Here is an 18,625-nt window from a genome sequence, read left to right as displayed (position 1 = left end):
TCGTGCCGCTACGCCCGCCTCAGCAGCCAGATAAAGTATGGCGCGCCAAAGAAAGTGGCCATCAGTCCCGCCGGGATTTGATCCGGGAACGCCAGCATACGGCCACACCAGTCAGCAAACACCATCAACACCGCGCCGAGCAAACCGGCCATCAACACCTGTGGTAAGGCACGACGGAAGCCCAGCATGCGCACGATATGCGGTGCCATCAACCCGACAAAACTTAACGGTCCAATGGTTAAGGTCGCGGTAGCGGTCAATGCGGCCGCCAGCAGCAACAGGGCGAGCCGCGAAGTGGTCAGCGCCATCCCTGCCGAACGCGCCGTCGCACTCCCCAGCGGCAGCAGCGTTAACCAGCGGCTCGCCAACGGGGCTAATGCCACCAGTACCACGGCACACACCGCGCTTTGTAATGCCTGATGCAGGGTGATGTTGTAGGTCGAACCAGAGATCCAACTGAGCAACCCACCCATACGCAGATCACCGCTCGCCATCAGCAGCATCAGCAAGGTCACAAAGGCACTATTGAGGGCCATGCCCGCCAGTAGCATGCGTTCCGGCGAAAAGCCGCCACGGCTGGCGACCAGCATAATGGTCAACAGCGTCAATGCTGCGCCCAACGCACCTGCCGGTAACAGCCAGGCCACCGCATTGCCGGGCACGAAAAACAGCATCACCACCACGCCACAGGCAGCACCAGAACTGATGCCTAACACTTCCGGGCTGGCCATCGGGTTACCGGTTAAACGCTGAATCAACGCCCCGGCCACGCCAAGCATCAGTCCGACCATTATGGCGGCCAACACGCGCGGTGCACGCCACGGCAGCAATTGATGCAGCATATCGCCGCTGACCCACGCCCAGCCGTGCGCATCTCGGCCAAAGGCCACACCCACCAGGCCCAACAGCGCTAACACCACGACGCCGCACAGGCACCAACGCAATACGGCCTGACGTTCGGCAGGCACTTTATCGCCCTGATTAAGGGGTGGCGGCACCGAACCGGTACGCAGACGCGGCAACAGCCACAGTAGAATCGGCACGCCGATCAGTGCCGTTGCCGTACCGGTAGAGACTTCGCGCCAATGGTTGGTCAGCCACAACACGCATTGGTCCGCCAGCCACAGCAGCAACGCACCGATCAGCGGGGACAGCAGCATCCGGCTGATTAAACGACGGCCACCGAGCATCTTCGCCAGCAGAGGGGCAAACAAACCAATGAAGCCGATGATACCGGCGACATTAACCAGTTGCGCGCTCAGCAAAATCGCCACTGCCAGCGCCGCTACGCGCGCCAGCGAGAGTGCCAGCCCGAGGTTTTTCGCGACACCATCATCCAGGCCCATCAGGGTCAGTGGACGCAGCAACGCCAGCGCCAACACAAAGGCCAGCAGCAGACGCGGCCACAGTAACGCAACGTTGTGTCCATCCAGTTGGTTGAGCGCGCCCGTGCTCCACAGGAACATGTTCTGCAACTGGTCATGATTAAAGATGGCAAAGATTTGATTCACCGCACCAACGTACAGGCTGAGCACCAACCCGGCGAGAATCAAGGTCACTGGCGAAAGCCGTTTACCCCAGGCAACCCCGAAGACCAGAATGCCAACCACTACTGCACCGCCCATCGCAGCGAACTGCTGCGTCACGGCACCGCCAGGCAGTTGCCACAAGGTTGCGACCGTCAGGCCCAGTTGGGCGCCAGACGAAACCCCCAGCGTGGTAGGTTCTGCCAGGGGATTGCGCAGCACCTGCTGAAACAGCAAACCCGCTAGCCCCAATCCGGCCCCGACCAACAACGCCAGCGCCAGACGCGACAACAGGCTGTGATGAAACACCACCTGTTGGATATTGTTGACGTCCGGCGCAACAAACGCCTGCGCCCACTGCGCCATCGGCAAGGCCTGGCGAAAATTGATCAGGGTTAAGGTCAACGCCAGCAGGAACAACGCACTCAATAGCGCGACGGAAAACAGACGATTGCGCATCAGTGCGACTCCAGCGCGTGTTCCAGCACGCGGATAAATTTCAGTGCCGAGTAAGTGGCACCGTAATACCAGACGGCAGGCACCCGCTGAAAATGCCCGGCACGGATAAACGGCAGCGCCTGCCACAATGCCGTGCGCATCACTTCCTGCATCTGCAACTCATTATCGTGGTCGAAGCAGATCACCGGCACATCCCCTACCGCCGCCAGACGCTCCAGCCCGATAACGGCGCTGCCCCAAAAATTGGTTTCTCCCTGCCAGGCGCTTTGCAAACCAAGATTGTCCATCACTTCCAGGAACAGGCTGCCTTTGCCGAAGGTAATGGCATGACGGCTGTCCAGCAATGACATCAGCAGAATTGGCCGTCCCGCCCAGGGTTTTAGCCGCTCACGCGCTGCCGCCAGCACGCTATCGACATACTGCAAATGTTGCACCGCCTGCGCTTCACGACCAATGCGCGCGCCCAATTCATGCAAAGATTTTCTGGCGGTACTTAACGGTTTGCCATCACCGCTGTTCAGATCAAACCCCATAGTGGGCGCGATGCGTGACAAGGTTTCGGCAGAGGGACCATAGCCATTGGAATGCAGGATCAAAGAGGGATTAAGCTGGGTCATCAACTCCAGATTGGGTTCGGTGCGCAGACCAAGATCGATGGTGGAGGCAGGCAGTTCCGGCTCCCCCACCCACACCCGATAGTTAACCATGTCTGCCACGCCAAGCGGTGCTACGCCCAGCGCCATCAACAACTCCGTGGGTAACCACTCCAGCGCCAGAATGCGTTGGGTATCCGGCAACGCCGCGTGCAGCGGCGCGAGCTTCATCAGCGGCGACAACGCCAGCGCCGCCAGCAAACGACGGCGAGAAATATCCAGCATCACGGGCCTCAGTAAACGAAACTGACGGGCGCACCGCCCTGCGGATGCGGCAGAATCCCCATCGGGATGCCATAAATGCTGCCCAGCACATCGGCCTGCATGATCACCTCTGGTCCCCCTTCGGCAATCATTTCACCACCGCGCAACGCCACCAGCCGGTCGCAATAACGCGCCGCCATATTGATATCATGCAGCACCGCAATCACCGTTAAGCCCCGCTCCTGGCTGAGACGCTGGATCAAAGCCAGCACTTCAACCTGATGGGCAATATCCAGCGCTGAGGTGGGTTCATCCAACAGCAGGCAGCGGCTGTTTTGCGCTACCAGCATCGCCAGCCAGGCGCGCTGACGTTCACCGCCAGACAGGCTATCCACCAGTCGTCCGGCGAACGGCTTCAGCCCGACCAGCGCTATCGCTTCTTCTACACGGTCACGATCTTCCTGACCATAACGCCCCAGCGCCCCGTGCCACGGATAACGCCCAATCGCCACCAGCTCGCGCACCGTCATGCCTTCTGCCGCCGGTAACTGCTGCGGCAGATACGCCACCTGACGGGCAAAATCCTTGCTGCCCCACTGATCTACCGCTTCGCCGTTCAATAACACGCGACCAACACTTGCCGCCTGATGGCGTCCCAGCATTTTCAGCAGCGTGGATTTTCCCGAACCGTTATGTCCAATCAAAGCCGTGACTTTGCCCGGCGTGAAGGTCAATGAGAGCGGATGAAGCAGCGTGCGTCCCGGCACGCGAAAACTGACGTTATCCAGCGTAAAGGTGGTTTCTTCGTGGTGCGGATGCTGCATGGTAATCCCTGGCGTTACGGGCGCACAATGCGCCCTTTTCTATCAGAAACGGAAGGTTGCAGTACCAACAATCTGGCGATCGCTGCCCCAGTAGCAGGCATATTCGCGATAGCAGCTGGCAACATATTCGCGATCAAACAGGTTGTTGACGTTGATACCCAGTGATGAACCCGGCAGGCCAAAGCGCGCGAGATCATATTTCACCACGGCATCAACCACGGTATAGCCCTTCACATCGAAGTTTTGGTTTTCGTTAGCACCGCTGCTGTATAGCCCTTTGCTGGCACCGGTATAGCGCACGCCGGCCCCCAGTGTCAGACCAGAAAGTGCGGTTTCGTGGAAAGTGTAATCACTCCACAATGACGCGGTCTGTTTCGGCACCTGTACCGGGGTTTTGCCCTGCAAATCGGTATCATGGGTGTATTCCGCATCGGTATAGCTATAGCCCGCCGTCAGGTTGATATTGGCGGTCAGAGCCGCCTTGGCTTCCAGCTCCACCCCACGCGAACGGATCTCACCGCTCTGCACGCTGAAATTGAGGTTATTCGGATCGGCGGTCAGGTTCTTGCTTTTGGTCAGCTGATACACTGCGGCGGTGATAACAATCGGACGATCTTTCGGTACGTATTTCACCCCGGCTTCATACTGTTTGGCGCGCGAAGGATCAAACGGCTGCCCGTCTGCGGTGGTGCCCGGTGTCGGGATAAAGGATTCGCTATAGCTGAAGTACGGGGCGATACCGTTATCAAATACGTAGTTCAGCCCCCCACGCCAGGTAAACGCCTGATCGTGGTTTTTCTCTTCACTGTTGCCATTACGGTTCAGCGCTGAGGTCATGGCGTAATCGTAGCGGCCACCCAATGTCAGCACCCAGCGGTTCCACTCCATCTGATCCTGGGTGTAGAGGCCGGTCTGCTCCTGGCGGTTCAGGTACTGATAAGGGAACGGCGTCCCCACCATCGCATCATTGCCGTATTGTGGATTGAACGGGCTAATCGGCTCGGCACCAGCATATACCGCATCAATATCGTTACGGGTACGCTGATAATCCACACCCATCAACAGGGTATGATCCACAACACCAGTCAGGAATTTCGCCTGCGCCTGTGTGTCGACCGCGAACTGATTGAGCTTCTCATTAGAACGCGCATACCCACGGTTAATCATCTTAGTCGAGGGATCGTAACCGCTACCGTAGATGCTGCGATAATCGGTACGCAGATCGGCATAGCGCAGATTCTGGCGCATCGTCCAGGTATCGTTGAAGCTGTGCTCAAAGCTGTAACCCACCATTTTGGTGTTGCGCGCAATCTTGTTGCTCGGTTCGCCTTCATCAAAATTGGTCGGCAGTTTGAACTGGCTGCCGTCGGCACGGGTTATCGGTATCACCGTACCTTCACGCGGCAGCCAGCCGTAGTAGCCGGTTTCCGGTTCGTTCTGGAAATAGGTCAACAGGTCAAAACGGGTATTGGCATCAGGGCGCCAGCTAAAGGAAGGCGCGATAGTGTAGCGCTTCTCTTTGTTCATCTCCTGCTGCGCATCCTGGCTGCGCGCCAGGCCGGTCAGTCGATAGCTGTAGACGCCACTGTCATCCAGCGCGCCACCGAAATCAAAACCGGTTGAGAAACGGTTATCGGTGCCCATCTGGAACTGCACTTCACGCAGCGTCTCCTGGGTCGGGCGCTTACTCACCAATGACACCACACCACCGGGGTTGCTTTTGCCATACAGCACCGACGCCGGGCCACGTAGCAATTCAGCGCGCTCAAGAAAGTAAGGATCAATAGCGAACTCAGAGTAGTTATCAGCCTGCAATTTCAGGCCATCGAGATACTGGTTGGTATTGACTTCACTAAAGCCACGAATCGAGAAAGCATCGATCACATCCGAGCTGCCACGGTTATCGCTGATCCCTGGGGTGTAACTGAAAGCACGTTTGACCGACTGGACATTGTGCATCGCCATCTCTTCCTGCGTGACCACCGAAACCGACTGCGGGGTCTTCTCGATAGGCGTGTCGGTTTTGGTGGCCGTGGCACTGCGTTTTGCAGCGATGGTCGGGGCCGGTCCCCACGCACTCTCCTGAGGTGCCGCAGAACCACCATCAGCGGTGACGACTACGGTATCTTCAGCCAGCGCTTGCGCGCTCAGGGTGCCAAGGGCTATTGAAATCAGTAACGCGATCGGACGTTTGGTAGACGCTCCGCGCGGATCAACAGAGGGAAAATGCGCATTCATATCAGGAATCTCTCGAAAAGTAATCGACGCAGGCGAATGTAAACGAGAATTATTATTAGAAAGGTTGGATTTTAGGCGATATCGCGCAAGATCCGCAAGATTTAAAGCCTGATAGCGGTGCGTTTGCCGCACGTTCGCTCATTTTCACATCTATAAAAAAGGGTGCCGAAGCACCCTTTTTTTAAGATTCAGCAACTTAGTTGTTGCCAAACATCTCTTTGATCCAGCCAGCCACGCCGTTGCTGTCTTTCTGCTCTTCCTGTTGCTGCTGTTGCAACTGTTGCTGCTGCTGAACCTGCTGCTGCTGTTGCTGGCACAGCGAGTTAGGATCAAGCGTCCAGACCGGCAGTGAGCGCCAGGTACTGCTGCCCGAACCACAGACAAAGTTACCGGCCGAATCGATGTTCATCTGAGTGATATCTTCCGGTGGCGTCAACACCAGCGGCATCGGTGCCTGGTTATCCAGATAGCGGCGATACAGCTGCATTGCGCCACTGGCACCGTACAGTTTCGTCGTCTGGTTGTTATCGCGTCCAACCCAGGTGATCGCCACTTCTTTGCCGTCAATACCGGCGAACCAGCTATCGATCAGGTCGTTCGTGGTACCGGTTTTACCCGCCAGATGCGCATTCGGGAAACGCGCACCCAGCGCACGCGCCGTACCGTGATCCGCCACCTGCTGCATGCTGTACAACGTCAGATATGCCGCCTGCGCCGGTTCCACACGCTGCGCCTGTGGGAAGCTCTGGTACAGCACGGTGCCATCTTCGGCAATCACCGAACGCACCGCCGACAGCTCAGCACGATTACCGCCACTGGCGATGGACTGGAACGCCTGCGCCACTTCAATCGGCGTCAGGTTAAGCGCACCCAGCAGCATCGCCGGAACCGGATGGAGCTGGTCTTTCGGCACGCCAAGCTTGGTCCAGGTATCGACCACCGAGTTCAGCCCCAGCGTCATACCCAGGTTTACTGTCGGCACGTTCATCGAGTTGGTCAGTGCGTCCACCAGCATCACTTTGCCACTGAAGCGACGATCATCGTTGAGCGGCTTCCACACCGTGCCATTCGGTTGTTTCAGGGCGATCGGTTCATCAGCAATCCAGCTATTCAGACGGTAGCTGTTCGGCTGGCTTAACGCGGTCAGGTAAGTGGCCGGTTTAGCCAACGAACCGATGGAGCGGCGTGCCTGCAACGCACGGTTGTAACCGGCGAACTGCGGATCGGAACCGCCCACCATCGCCCGCACTTCACCGCTGAAGCGGTCAACCACCACCATCGCGGTTTCCAGATCTTTCAGGCCACGCTGTTTTTTCAGCGTCGGAATGCCATCTTCAACCGCTTTTTCTGCCGCATCCTGCGAAATCGGATCGAGCGTGGTGAAGATCTTCACGCCGGAGAGATCTTTCACTTTATCACCGAGTTTCGCCTGCAACTCGTTACGCACCATCTGCATAAAGGCGGGCTGCGGGGTAATCACCCCACCCTTCGGCTGTACGCCTAATGGGCGCGCCGACAGCATGTTGTACAGATCTTCATCGATGATCTTCTGCTGTTGCAGCAAACGCAGCACCAGATTACGACGTTCCAATGCCAGCTGCGGATTACGCCACGGGTTGTACAGCGATGCGCCTTTCACCATCCCCACCAGCATCGCCTGTTGATCGAGGCTCAGCTCATCAACCGGGCGGCCAAAGTAGTACAAACTCGCCAGCGGGAAGCCACGGATCTGATCGTTACCCGCCTGACCGAGGTACACCTCGTTGAGGTACAGCTCCAGAATGCGATCTTTGCTGTAGCGCGCATCCATGATCACCGCCATATAGGCTTCACGCGCTTTACGCCACAGCGAACGCTCGTTGGTGAGGAACAGGTTTTTGACCAACTGCTGCGTCAGGGTACTGCCGCCCTGCACCGCTTTACCGGCCGTAATGTTGGCAAGGAAGGCACGACCAATCGAGTAAGGGCTGATGCCATCATGCTCGTAGAAATGGCGGTCTTCGGTGGCGATCAACGTATCGACCAGCAGATCCGGGAAACCGGCACGCGGCACGAACAAGCGTTGCTCGCCGTTCGGCGATTGCAACATGGTGATCAGGCGCGGATCGAGGCGGAAGAAGCCAAAATCGCGTCCGGTTTCGAGGTTTTTAATCTCGCTCAGTTCGTCACCGTTGAACGTCATACGCGCACGGATCTGGCCTTCTTTGCTGTCCGGGAAATCAAACGGGCGGCGCAGCAGGTCGATGGTGTTGCCTTTGACGCTGAACTCACCAGGGCGGGTAATGCGCGACACTTCGCGATACTGCGTGCCTTCCAGCAGCGCAATCATCTCTTTTTTGTCATACGCCATGCCCGGCTCAAGACTGACCATGCGACCATAAACGGCAGCAGGCAGTTGCCACACTTTACCGTCAATACGGCTGCGGATTTCCGAGTCGAGATAGACGCCCCAGGCGACCATCACCACGACAAAAACCAAAAATAGCTTGATGAACCAGCCTAACCAGCGACGTTTCGCGCGCGGCGGGCGCTTTCCTTTACCTTTGCGTGGCACTGGCTCACTCTCCTCGTCATCATCAAAATCGTCCTGATCGATATCATCATCAAGTTCCCTGCGGCGACCCCGACGCGCGGTGTTGCGCGGCGGTTTGGGCTGTTTTCCTTTGCGCCCAATCGGTTCGCGATCATTCCCAGACATGCTGTTATTCTCCAGGTATAGCTACGGCTGCGCCGTTACTCTAACTGCTTTCTCGTGCCGCGCATGGCAGAACCCTCTGAATTGTCACCAGAGGTCACGATGAAAATTTCTTGGTACGCCTCGTGGGTAAGGCGTTGGCCGGATCGTCCGGCCAGGGATGTTTGGGATAACGCCCTTTCATCTCTTTCTGCACTTCAGGATATGCCCCACGCCAGAACGCCGCCAGGTCACGGGTGATCTGCAACGGCCGGTGCGCCGGTGACAACAACTCCAGTACCAACGGTATCCGGCCTTCAGCCACCGCAGGATTGCTGGCTTCACCAAACATCTCCTGAATACGCACCGCAAGCGCCGGGGGCTTCTCCGCATCATAGCGAATCGGCAGGCGGCTTCCGGTCGGCACAGTGTAATGAGTTGGCAGCACAGTATCCAGCCGCTGACGTTGTGACCATGTCAGCAAATGTAATAATGCACTGACAAGATTGACGTTCTGCAACCCCTTCAGGTCGCGCACCCCATCCATCTCCGGCAACAGCCATGCTTCCAGCGACTCCAACAGCGTCTCGTCATCAAAAGCGGGCCACGCCTCGTCCGGCAGCCACTGTGCGGCGCAGTGCAGACGCAGGCGCAGCTGTTCGGCTTCCGGCGTCCAGCCCAGCACCGACAGACCTTTCTCACGGATCCAACGCAGCATCGCCGCGTGCAATACCTCCGGTTCCGGACGTGACATCGGTTGTGCTTTCAGGACCAGCGCACCCGAGACTTCACGCCGCCAGGCACGCAACGTGCCTTTCTCTTCATCCCACTCCACATCGGTACGTTGCTCGACCAGTTGTGGGCACTGCTGACGCAACGCCTCAATATCCACCGGCAGTGCCAGCAAGATACGCGCATCGGCAGCGCTGGCCCCTTGTAACAGCGACGGGGCGATCAGCCATTCGCTGCGGCTCAGGCCATCCTGCTCATCCAGCATCGCCCCGATACCGTTCGCCAGTTGATAACGCGCGCTGTTGCCACGGCGCTGGGCCAGGCGGTCGGCAAACCCGGCGGCCAGCAGTGCCGGGAAAAGATCGGCATCAACGTTGCCACCGCTGACATTGAGACGCTGTTGCCACTGACGGGCGCGCCGTTGCCAGCTGGATTGAGGACGATGCAGCGCGTCACGCAGGTCGGCGCTGCCGCTGCGCGGCGGCTCCTCGAGAATAGCCACCAATAAGGCCGCGCTGGCGATGGCATCCTTATTCTGCCCGGCTGCGCACAGCATGGCGCACAGACGCGGATCGCTACCCAGCTCAGCCATTTTGCGCCCAACGGCGGTCAGGCGTCCGGCGTCATCCAGCGCCGCCAGGCGGGTCAGCAACGTTCGCGCCGCACGCAGATGACGTGGCGGTGGCATATCCAGCCAACGAAGTTGCGCCACATCCGGGCAGCCCCATTGCAGCAAATCCATTTGCAGGGCCGCCAGATCGCTATGCAGGATTTCCGGCTCACTTTGTGCCGCCGCCCGGAGCGCCTGCTCCTGCGCTAGCAAATGCAGACAGATCCCCGGTTCCAGCCTGCCCGCACGCCCGGCACGTTGCGTCATTGAGGCCTGGCTGATGCGTTGGGTTTGCAGCCGCGTGACACCGCTGCGCACCTCAAACTGCGCGGTGCGTTCCAGCGCGCTGTCCACCACCAGGCGGATGCCCTCAATGGTCAGACTGGTTTCCGCGATATTGGTCGCCAACACCACTTTGCGACGCCCAGGCGGGGACGGCAGGATCGCTCGCCGCTGCGCGTCGAGTGACAACGCACCATATAAAGGAGAAAGATCGACATCCTCACTGACACGCGCTTCCAGTTCACGCTTCACCCGTTCAATCTCCGCCACGCCAGGCAGGAACAGCAACAATGAACCTGTTTCTTCGCGTAACAACTGCGCCACTTCACGCGCCACCGCCTCTTCAAAGCGCAGCTGATTATTCAGGGAAGCAAAACGGCGCGTCACTGGAAAGCTACGACCTTCCGAAGCAATAAAGGGGGCGTCCGGTAGCAGCGCACGCAGGCGATCATTATCCAGCGTCGCCGACATCAGCAGAATCTTCAGATCCTCGCGCAGCCCCTGTTGCACATCCAGCAACAGCGCTAACGCCAGATCGGCCTGCAAACTGCGTTCGTGGAATTCATCGAGGATCACCAGCGAAACACCGTCCAGCATCGGATCGCGCTGCAACATGCGCGTCAGGATACCTTCGGTGACCACCTCCAGCCGGGTGTTCGCCCCGCAGCAGTTTTCACCCCGCATCCGGTACCCCACCGTGCCGCCCGGTTGTTCACCGAGCAGCTCCGCCAGCCGCTGCGCCACGTTGCGCGCGGCAAGCCGCCGTGGCTCCAGCATAATGATGCGACCGGGCAGTTGCGCCTGTTGCAGCAACTGCAACGGTAACCAGGTGGATTTGCCTGCGCCGGTCGGTGCTGCCAGTAATACCTGCGGCGCTTGCGCCAGCGCGGCCAGCAGCTCAGGAAGTACCTCGCTTACCGGTAATTCACTCAAACTCAACTCCCTTTCTGCCTGTGCTAAGATGGCGCGCATTGTACCACCCAGCGCGGATTATCGGAGGCTACGATGACCACCCAACGTCTGTTTTTTGCTCTCGAACTGCCTGCGCCTTTGCAGCAGGAGCTGGTACGCTGGCGAGCCGAAAACTTTGCCGAAGACGCCGGGCGCCCGATAGCGGCAGCCAATCTGCATCTGACGCTGGCGTTCCTCGGTGAAGTCAGCGATGAAACCTCGCTGCGCCTGCAACAACTCGCCGGACGGATTAGCCAGCCGGGTTTTGCTATCGATCTGGATGATGCCGGACACTGGCCCCGTCCTGGCGTAGTGTGGTTGGGTTGCCAGCGTCCGCCACGCGGTTTGCTGCAACTGGCCAATCTGCTGCGCGCCCAGGCGGCACGACACGGCTGTGCGCAAAGCGCGCCATCGTTTCACCCGCATGTCACCTTGCTGCGCAACGCGGCCCATAAAGTTGCCCTTCCGCCGCGCGGTTTTCACTGGCGTCTGGATGTGAGCCATTTCGTCTTATGCTCCTCGCGCTTCGAAAAGGGCCAAACCCGCTATCAGGTGCTGGCCCGCTGGCCGTTATCCACCCCGAAAGGAGACTGAATGCATTTCTCCCCGCCACTCAAACCGGCCCGTTTAATCGCCCGATATAAGCGTTTCTTAGCGGATGTCATCACCCCGGAAGGTGAGACGCTGACCATCCACTGTGCCAATACTGGCGCGATGACCGGTTGCGCCACGCCTGGCGATACCGTGTGGTATTCCACGTCCGACAGCCCCACACGTAAATATCCTCACAGTTGGGAACTGACCGAAACCCAGCAGGGGCACTGGATCTGCGTCAATACGCTGCGCGCCAATCAACTGGTGAAAGAAGCGATAAATCTCGGTGTAATTCCAGAATTTTCCTCTTATGACCACTGCCAGTCTGAAGTGAAATATGGCACGGAAAAAAGCCGAATTGACTTCCTGCTACAAGCGAAGGGCAGATCGAACTGCTATATTGAAGTCAAGTCCGTCACCCTTTTACAGCATGGTAAAGGCTATTTTCCGGATGCGGTGACGGCCCGCGGGCAAAAGCATCTGCGCGAACTGCGACATATCGTGGCAGAGGGTCATCGGGCCGTTTTGTTGTTTGCCGTTTTGCACACGGGGATTGAGGACGTTTCCCCGGCGCGCCATATCGACGCGCAATATGCAGAACTACTGGTACAGGCGCAACGGTGTGGCGTGGAAGTATTGGCGTATCAGGCTCACATATCACCGCTAAAAATGTTACTGACGCAGCCGATAAGGGTAGAGTTGTAATATTCTTAGCAATTTGTTGTGATAGGAATGTTCTGAGCGGTGCGCTGAATACGCTGTTCCTCACAGGCTTGTCAAGGTGTGATCATGAATAATTGCCAACCTTGATTGCTTCTGCTATTTATAGCGGCCTGTTTTTTTCCCTGTTGGGAATCGATATACCCTTAGTAATGCAAGTTGCAGACCGGCCGCCAGCATCAGCGCAGCCAACATGCTGGAACTTGACATATGACGGGTGGTGCGTGTTATCCAGGAGAAACAACATGCAAGAAGGGCAAAACCGTAAAACATCGTCCCTGAGTATCCTCGCCATCGCTGGGGTGGAGCCGTATCAGGAGAAACCGGGCGAAGAGTATATGAACGAAGCCCAGCTGAGCCATTTCCGCAAGATTCTGGAAGCCTGGCGCAATCAACTCAGGGATGAAGTCGACCGTACTGTGTCGCATATGCAGGACGAAGCTGCCAACTTCCCGGATCCGGTTGACCGTGCCGCGCAGGAAGAGGAATTCAGTCTGGAACTGCGTAACCGCGATCGCGAGCGTAAGCTGATCAAAAAGATCGAGAAGACGCTGAAGAAAGTGGAAGATGACGATTTCGGCTACTGCGAATCCTGCGGTGTTGAAATTGGTATTCGTCGTCTGGAAGCGCGTCCGACCGCCGATCTCTGCATTGACTGCAAGACGCTGGCAGAAATCCGCGAGAAGCAGATGGCTGGCTAATGGCCGTGAACAGACTGTCGCCGCACAGCAGGGAAAACCACTGTTTTCCCGCCGTGCGGTGCACATTAAAAAATGTCTAATCTTCCCTGCATTGGGCGTTTCGCCCCCTCTCCCTCTGGTGAACTTCATTTTGGCTCGCTGATTGCTGCAACAGGCAGCTACCTGAGTGCGCGTGCACAACAAGGGCGTTGGCTGGTGCGTATCGAAGATATCGATCCACCGCGTGAAGTGCCCGGTGCCGCCAGCCGCATTTTGCAGCAGCTGGAGCAATATGGATTGCATTGGGATGGCGAAGTGTTGTGGCAGTCGCAGCGCCATGAGGCATACCGTGAAGCCTTAAACTGGCTACGCGAGCAGCGCCAGAGCTATTTTTGCACCTGTACGCGCAGCCGTATTCAGCAGTTGGGCGGTTTTTATGATGGTCATTGCCGCGATTTGCAGCTCGGATCACACCATGCCGCGCTACGCCTGCGCCAGCATACGCCGGTGTATGGCTTTGACGATCGTCTGCGCGGTCATCTGGTTGCTGATACCCGGCTGGCAGAGGAAGATTTTATTATTCACCGCCGTGATGGCCTGTTTGCCTATAACCTGGCGGTGGTGGTAGATGACCATTTTCAGGGTGTCAGCGAGATTGTTCGCGGCGCGGATTTGATTGAACCAACGGTGCGCCAGGTGGCCCTGTATCAACAGTTTGGCTGGCCAGTCCCTGCGTATCTGCATTTGCCGCTGGCGGTGAATACCGATGGCAACAAACTGTCCAAGCAGAACCATGCCCCCGCGCTACCCGCGGGCGATGCGCGACCGTTGCTGGTTCAGGCGTTAAACTTTTTGGGTCAACCGGTATCTGAAGGATGGCAGGATGAATCGCTGGAAACCCTGTTAAAACAGGCGGTCGCCCGGTGGAATATCCGTCTGATCCCACAGGAAAACGCCCTGAAGCCGGATGAAACGACAACGCCATTCTCAAATGGTTCGCAACAAGCTATGATTAGCCGCTGATTTTACCAACACCATTAATGTCACTGTCGAGGTGTCCCATTTTTACCCGAGTCGCTAATTTTTGCCGGAGAGTCCTCAAGCGTGACGAGGAGGTGCCTGAAGAGGTGGAAACCGAAAGTCTGATGACCGTCATTCCCCGTGAAAGCCACAACATCTCACGCAAAGATATCAGCGAAAATGCCCTCAAAGTGCTCTATCGCCTGAACAAAGCCGGTTACGAAGCCTACCTGGTAGGCGGCGGTGTGCGCGATTTACTGTTGGGTAAGAAACCAAAAGATTTCGATGTCACCACTAACGCGACCCCGGAGCAGATGCGCAAATTGTTCCGCAACTGCCGTCTGGTGGGACGCCGTTTCCGCCTGGCCCATGTCATGTTCGGGCCGGAAGTGATCGAAGTTGCCACTTTCCGTGGCCATCATCAGATGGATGAAGGCGAAGAAGATCGCAACAGCTCACAGCGCGGGCAAAACGGTATGCTGCTGCGCGATAACATCTTCGGCAGCATCGAAGATGATGCCCAGCGTCGTGACCTCACCATCAACAGCCTGTACTACAGCGTGGCCGATTTTACGGTGCGCGATTATGTCGGCGGTTTGCAGGATTTGCAGCAAGGCATCATTCGCCTGATTGGCGATCCGGAAACGCGCTATCGCGAAGACCCGGTGCGTATGCTGCGCGTGGTGCGTTTTGCCGCCAAGCTGGATATGCGTATTGCGCCGGAGACTGCCGAGCCGATTCCGCGTCTTGCCACCCTGCTGCATGACATTCCGCCCGCACGCCTGTTCGAAGAGTCGCTCAAGCTGCTGCAAGCCGGTTATGGCTACCGCACCTATCAGATGATGCGTGAGTATCAACTGTTCCAGCCGCTGTTCCCGACGTTGACGCGTGGCTTCACCGAACACAGCGACAGCCCGATGGAGCGCATGCTGGCACAGGTGCTGAAAAACACCGATACCCGCCTACAGAATGATATGCGCGTCAATCCGGCGTTCCTGTTTGCCGCGATGTTCTGGTATCCGCAGCTGGAATCTGCCGAACAAATCGCCCAGGAAAGCGGCCTGACCTATTACGATGCCTTTGCTCTGGCGATGAACGAAACGCTGGATGAAGCCTGCCGCGCGCTGGCGATTCCGAAGCGCATCACCACGCTGATTCGTGATATCTGGCAGTTACAACTGCGTATGTCGCGTCGCCACGGCAAACGTGCGTGGAAGCTGATGGAACATCCTAAGTTCCGCGCGGCCTATGACCTGCTGGCGCTGCGTGCCGAAGTGGAAAACAACCCGGAGCTGCAACGTCTGACGCAGTGGTGGGGGGAATTCCAGGCCGCCGCCCCGACGACGCAGAAAAACATGCTGAATACGCTGGGCGACGATCCGGCACCACGCCGTAAACCACGTCGTCCTCGTCGCCGTCCTGCTGCCCCACGCAGCAACAGCGCGCCATGACCCGCGTCTATCTCGCTTTAGGCAGTAACCTCGCCGACCCGCTGCATCAGGTTGATGCAGCGCTGGCGGCGCTGGATGCACTGCCGCATACCACCCGCGTTGCTACGTCGTCGCTGTACCGCACCCCGCCCTACGGCCCACCGGATCAACCGGATTACCTCAACGCGGTGGTGGCGCTGGAGACAGATTTGCCCGCAGAAACCTTGCTCGACCATACCCAGCGCATTGAGCTGGAACATGGCCGGGTGCGCAAAGCCGAGCGTTGGGGACCCCGCACCCTCGATCTGGATATCCTGCTGTTTGGCGATGCGGTGATTAACACGCCACGCCTGACGGTACCGCATTATGACATGCACAACCGCGCGTTTATGCTGCTGCCGCTGCTGGAGATCTCCCCTCAGCAGACCTTACCCGATGGCACCCCGTTAGCCCCGGTGCTGGCGGCGCTCGACCAAAGCGCTGCTATTCGTTTCTGGTCTGATATCCCCTGAATAACCCGGTAAAATCGCACGCCAGTCATATCACCGGCACCGTCAATCCATTACACTGCGCCCATCAGAAAATACTGAGAGAGTGCGATGAAACCCACAACCATCTCCCATTTACGCCAGTGGAAAGCCAGTGGCCGCAAATTTGCCACGCTGACGGCCTATGACTTCAGTTTTGCCCGCCTGTTTGCCGACGAAGGTATTCAGGTGCTGCTGATTGGTGATTCGCTCGGCATGACGGTACAGGGCCATGAATCGACCCTGCCGGTGACGGTCGCCGATATCGCTTATCATACCGCCGCAGTGCGTCGTGGTGCGCCACAGGCGCTGGTGATGGCTGACCTGCCGTTTATGAGTTATGCCACGCCCGCACAGACCTTCGACAACGCGGCACAGTTGATGCGTGCCGGGGCCAACATGGTCAAACTGGAAGGCGGTGCCTGGCTGGCAGAAACCGTGCAGATGCTGACCGAGCGTGCGGTGCCGGTATGTGGTCATCTTGGCTTAACGCCGCAGTCGGTGAACATCTTCGGCGGTTATAAAGTTCAGGGCCGCGACGAAGCGGGTGCAGAACGTCTGCTGGCAGATGCGCTGGCGCTGGAAGCGGCAGGTGCGCAGTTACTGGTGCTGGAGTGCGTGCCGGTGGCGCTGGCAGAACGCGTCACCAAAGCGCTGGCGATTCCGGTTATCGGTATCGGCGCAGGCAATGTCACCGATGGACAAATTCTGGTGATGCACGATGCCTTTGGCATTACCGGCGGCCATATCCCGAAGTTTGCCAAAAATTTCCTCGCAGAAACCGGCGACATTCGCGCGGCGATTCGCCACTATATTGCCGAAGTTGAGGCGGGCAGCTATCCGGCCGCCGAACACAGTTTCCAGTAAATCAGGAGATGTGCAGTGCTGATCATTGAAACACTGCCGATGCTGCGTCGCGAGATTCGTCGCTGGCGGCAGGAAGGCAAACGTATCGCGCTGGTGCCTACCATGGGCAACCTGCACGATGGACACTTAACACTGGTCGATGCTGCGCGTGAGCGCGCCGATATCGTGGTGGTGTCGATTTTTGTGAACCCGATGCAATTCGATCGTCCCGACGATTTAGCGCGCTATCCGCGTACTTTGCAGGACGACTGCGAAAAACTGAATCGCCACAGCGTGGACCTGGTATTCGCTCCTGCACCGGCTGATGTCTATCCCAAAGGCCTGGACACCCAAACCTTTGTTGAAGTGCCGGGACTGTCATCGCTGCTGGAAGGCGCCAGCCGTCCGGGCCACTTCCGTGGCGTCTCCACCATCGTCAGCAAGCTGTTCAACCTGGTGCAACCCAATATCGCCTGTTTCGGTGAAAAGGATTTTCAGCAATTGGCTATCATCCGCAAAATGGTGGCGGATATGGGCTTCGACATCGAGATTGTCGGTGTGCCAACGATACGTGCCAAAGATGGCCTGGCGCTCAGTTCTCGCAATGGTTATCTCACCGCCGATGAGCGTAAACTGGCACCCGGTTTAAGTCAGGTGATGAATAGCATGGCTGAGCGTCTCAGCAACGGCGAGCGCCATGTCGAAGAGATTATCGAGACTGCCGAACAGACGCTGCGTGAGAAAGGTTTCCGCCCGGATGGTCTGGCGATTTGCGATGCCGAAACGCTCCAGCCGCTGACCGTCGATAGCCAACGAGCCGTGATTCTGATGGCTGCCTGGCTGGGCAACGCCCGTCTGATTGATAATCAGCAAGTGGATCTGACCCAGTAAGGGATCATTTTTATAAGGTTATACCGCTATGATTCGTACCGTATTACAGGGCAAGCTGCATCGCGTCAAAGTGACCCAGGCAGACTTGAATTACGAAGGTTCCTGCGCCATTGACCAGGACTTTCTGGATGCCTCTGGCATTCTGCAATATGAAGCCATCGACATCTACAACGTCACCAACGGCCAGCGTTTCTCCACCTACGCCATTGCCGCTGAACGTGGTTCAAAGATTATCTCCGTCAACGGTGCTGCCGCACGCTGCGCCTGTGAAGGCGACATCATGATCATCTGTTCTTATGTGCAGGTGGAGGATGAAGTTGCCCGTAGCTGGCAGCCCAAAGTGGCCTATTTTGAGGGCGATAACGAGATGAAGCGCATCGCAAAAGCGCTGCCGGTGCAGGTCGCCTGATAGCATTGTAGCGGCGCGATTTATCGCGCGATTCCGCGCGGGCTGCCGGAAAAAATCGCGCGATAAATCGCGCCGCTTGTATCTTGAAGTTGTAACTGGTTAGCTACCCGTTACACGAAACGGAGGCAGCTTGTCGCGCCGCTTAAGACCCGATCTTGTGCCGTAGCTTAAAGCCCTCCGTTTCTCCTTTCACGCCAGCATCTACTCTGAACGGTAACCAGAAGCTCTGACTTCGTATGTACAAGGCAAGATGGCGTGATGGTTCATGTGAAAGGGAGCTGTCTTATGATTTATCTCGGTATTGATGTCAGTAAAAACAAACTCGACCTCTGCCTGTTGCCCGGCAACGGGAAAA

15 protein-coding genes are annotated in these 18,625 nt (G+C 57.6%); 9 read left to right on the top strand and 6 right to left on the bottom strand.

What is annotated here, in order from left to right:
* Positions 1-8: 8 nt before the first annotated feature.
* The 6 genes from fhuB to hrpB all read right to left on the bottom strand — a co-directional run bounded on the left by fhuB (position 9) and on the right by hrpB (position 11,174).
* The gene (gene fhuB / locus CTZ24_RS03800; protein ID WP_208724830.1) at positions 9-1,985 is read right to left on the bottom strand and encodes a Fe(3+)-hydroxamate ABC transporter permease FhuB; all 1,977 of its coding nucleotides are present in this window, start codon (positions 1,983-1,985) and stop codon (positions 9-11) included.
* Positions 1,985-2,863, bottom strand: coding sequence for a Fe(3+)-hydroxamate ABC transporter substrate-binding protein FhuD (fhuD, locus tag CTZ24_RS03795; protein ID WP_208724828.1), 879 nt, complete (start codon positions 2,861-2,863; stop codon positions 1,985-1,987). Before fhuD ends, fhuB begins: the two co-directional genes overlap by 1 nt.
* Positions 2,864-2,871: 8 nt before the next feature.
* On the bottom strand, positions 2,872-3,666 hold the full coding sequence (gene fhuC, locus CTZ24_RS03790; RefSeq protein ID WP_208724826.1) for a Fe3+-hydroxamate ABC transporter ATP-binding protein FhuC: 795 nt from the start codon (positions 3,664-3,666) through the stop codon (positions 2,872-2,874).
* A 42-nt stretch (positions 3,667-3,708) separates the two neighbouring features.
* Positions 3,709-5,904, bottom strand: a complete 2,196-nt coding sequence (gene fhuA / locus CTZ24_RS03785; RefSeq protein WP_208724825.1) for a ferrichrome porin FhuA — start codon at positions 5,902-5,904, stop codon at positions 3,709-3,711.
* A 196-nt stretch (positions 5,905-6,100) separates the two neighbouring features.
* Positions 6,101-8,602: a bifunctional glycosyl transferase/transpeptidase gene (mrcB, locus tag CTZ24_RS03780; RefSeq protein WP_208724823.1), complete on the bottom strand. Its 2,502-nt coding sequence runs from the start codon at positions 8,600-8,602 to the stop codon at positions 6,101-6,103.
* Positions 8,603-8,696: 94 nt separating this feature from the next.
* Positions 8,697-11,174: an ATP-dependent helicase HrpB gene (hrpB, locus tag CTZ24_RS03775; RefSeq protein ID WP_208724822.1), complete on the bottom strand. Its 2,478-nt coding sequence runs from the start codon at positions 11,172-11,174 to the stop codon at positions 8,697-8,699.
* Between the two features lie 33 nt (positions 11,175-11,207).
* Between hrpB and thpR the strand changes: the two genes are divergently transcribed.
* The 9 genes from thpR to panD all read left to right on the top strand — a co-directional run bounded on the left by thpR (position 11,208) and on the right by panD (position 18,270).
* Complete coding sequence (thpR, locus tag CTZ24_RS03770) at positions 11,208-11,747, top strand: RNA 2',3'-cyclic phosphodiesterase (RefSeq protein ID WP_208724816.1); 540 nt, start codon at positions 11,208-11,210, stop codon at positions 11,745-11,747.
* Complete coding sequence (gene sfsA / locus CTZ24_RS03765) at positions 11,748-12,452, top strand: DNA/RNA nuclease SfsA (RefSeq protein WP_021184686.1); 705 nt, start codon at positions 11,748-11,750, stop codon at positions 12,450-12,452.
* Between the two features lie 260 nt (positions 12,453-12,712).
* Positions 12,713-13,168, top strand: coding sequence for an RNA polymerase-binding protein DksA (gene dksA / locus CTZ24_RS03760; protein WP_013507920.1), 456 nt, complete (start codon positions 12,713-12,715; stop codon positions 13,166-13,168).
* A gap of 72 nt (positions 13,169-13,240) precedes the next feature.
* The gene (gluQRS, locus tag CTZ24_RS03755; protein WP_021184687.1) at positions 13,241-14,170 is read left to right on the top strand and encodes a tRNA glutamyl-Q(34) synthetase GluQRS; all 930 of its coding nucleotides are present in this window, start codon (positions 13,241-13,243) and stop codon (positions 14,168-14,170) included.
* A gap of 38 nt (positions 14,171-14,208) precedes the next feature.
* Positions 14,209-15,618 carry a polynucleotide adenylyltransferase PcnB gene (pcnB, locus tag CTZ24_RS03750; RefSeq protein ID WP_209012101.1) on the top strand — a complete coding sequence of 470 codons (1,410 nt, stop codon included), beginning with the start codon at positions 14,209-14,211 and terminating at the stop codon, positions 15,616-15,618.
* Entirely contained in the window at positions 15,615-16,109 is a 495-nt protein-coding gene (folK, locus tag CTZ24_RS03745) for a 2-amino-4-hydroxy-6-hydroxymethyldihydropteridine diphosphokinase (protein ID WP_208724812.1), read from the top strand. The genes pcnB and folK overlap by 4 nt, the downstream gene beginning before the upstream one ends.
* 87 nt (positions 16,110-16,196) lie before the next feature.
* Positions 16,197-16,991 carry a 3-methyl-2-oxobutanoate hydroxymethyltransferase gene (panB, locus tag CTZ24_RS03740; protein ID WP_021184690.1) on the top strand — a complete coding sequence of 265 codons (795 nt, stop codon included), beginning with the start codon at positions 16,197-16,199 and terminating at the stop codon, positions 16,989-16,991.
* Positions 16,992-17,006: 15 nt separating this feature from the next.
* A complete protein-coding gene (panC, locus tag CTZ24_RS03735; RefSeq protein WP_208724810.1) occupies positions 17,007-17,861 on the top strand; it encodes a pantoate--beta-alanine ligase in 855 nt (284 codons plus the stop codon).
* Between the two features lie 28 nt (positions 17,862-17,889).
* Positions 17,890-18,270 (top strand): aspartate 1-decarboxylase, encoded by a 381-nt coding sequence (gene panD, locus CTZ24_RS03730; RefSeq protein ID WP_013507914.1) that lies wholly within the window; start codon positions 17,890-17,892, stop codon positions 18,268-18,270.
* Positions 18,271-18,625: the final 355 nt, after the last annotated feature.

The organism is Pantoea phytobeneficialis (assembly GCF_009728735.1).
In the GTDB taxonomy this organism is placed as follows: domain Bacteria; phylum Pseudomonadota; class Gammaproteobacteria; order Enterobacterales; family Enterobacteriaceae; genus Pantoea; species Pantoea phytobeneficialis.
The sequence above is the reverse complement of the archived record's forward strand: the minus strand, read 5'-3'. Positions and strand labels throughout refer to the sequence as shown.

Excerpts from the sequence above, each read along its gene's own strand:
- fhuB (WP_208724830.1), bottom strand. The coding sequence starts at position 1,985 with ATGCGCAATCGTCTGTTTTCCGTCGCGCTATTGAGTGCGTTGTTCCTG.
- fhuD (WP_208724828.1), bottom strand. The coding sequence starts at position 2,863 with ATGCTGGATATTTCTCGCCGTCGTTTGCTGGCGGCGCTGGCGTTGTCG.
- fhuC (WP_208724826.1), bottom strand. The coding sequence starts at position 3,666 with ATGCAGCATCCGCACCACGAAGAAACCACCTTTACGCTGGATAACGTC.
- fhuA (WP_208724825.1), bottom strand. The coding sequence starts at position 5,904 with ATGAATGCGCATTTTCCCTCTGTTGATCCGCGCGGAGCGTCTACCAAA.
- mrcB (WP_208724823.1), bottom strand. The coding sequence starts at position 8,602 with ATGTCTGGGAATGATCGCGAACCGATTGGGCGCAAAGGAAAACAGCCC.
- hrpB (WP_208724822.1), bottom strand. The coding sequence starts at position 11,174 with ATGCGCGCCATCTTAGCACAGGCAGAAAGGGAGTTGAGTTTGAGTGAA.
- thpR (WP_208724816.1), top strand. The coding sequence starts at position 11,208 with ATGACCACCCAACGTCTGTTTTTTGCTCTCGAACTGCCTGCGCCTTTG.
- sfsA (WP_021184686.1), top strand. The coding sequence starts at position 11,748 with ATGCATTTCTCCCCGCCACTCAAACCGGCCCGTTTAATCGCCCGATAT.
- dksA (WP_013507920.1), top strand. The coding sequence starts at position 12,713 with ATGCAAGAAGGGCAAAACCGTAAAACATCGTCCCTGAGTATCCTCGCC.
- gluQRS (WP_021184687.1), top strand. The coding sequence starts at position 13,241 with ATGTCTAATCTTCCCTGCATTGGGCGTTTCGCCCCCTCTCCCTCTGGT.
- folK (WP_208724812.1), top strand. The coding sequence starts at position 15,615 with ATGACCCGCGTCTATCTCGCTTTAGGCAGTAACCTCGCCGACCCGCTG.
- panB (WP_021184690.1), top strand. The coding sequence starts at position 16,197 with ATGAAACCCACAACCATCTCCCATTTACGCCAGTGGAAAGCCAGTGGC.
- panD (WP_013507914.1), top strand. The coding sequence starts at position 17,890 with ATGATTCGTACCGTATTACAGGGCAAGCTGCATCGCGTCAAAGTGACC.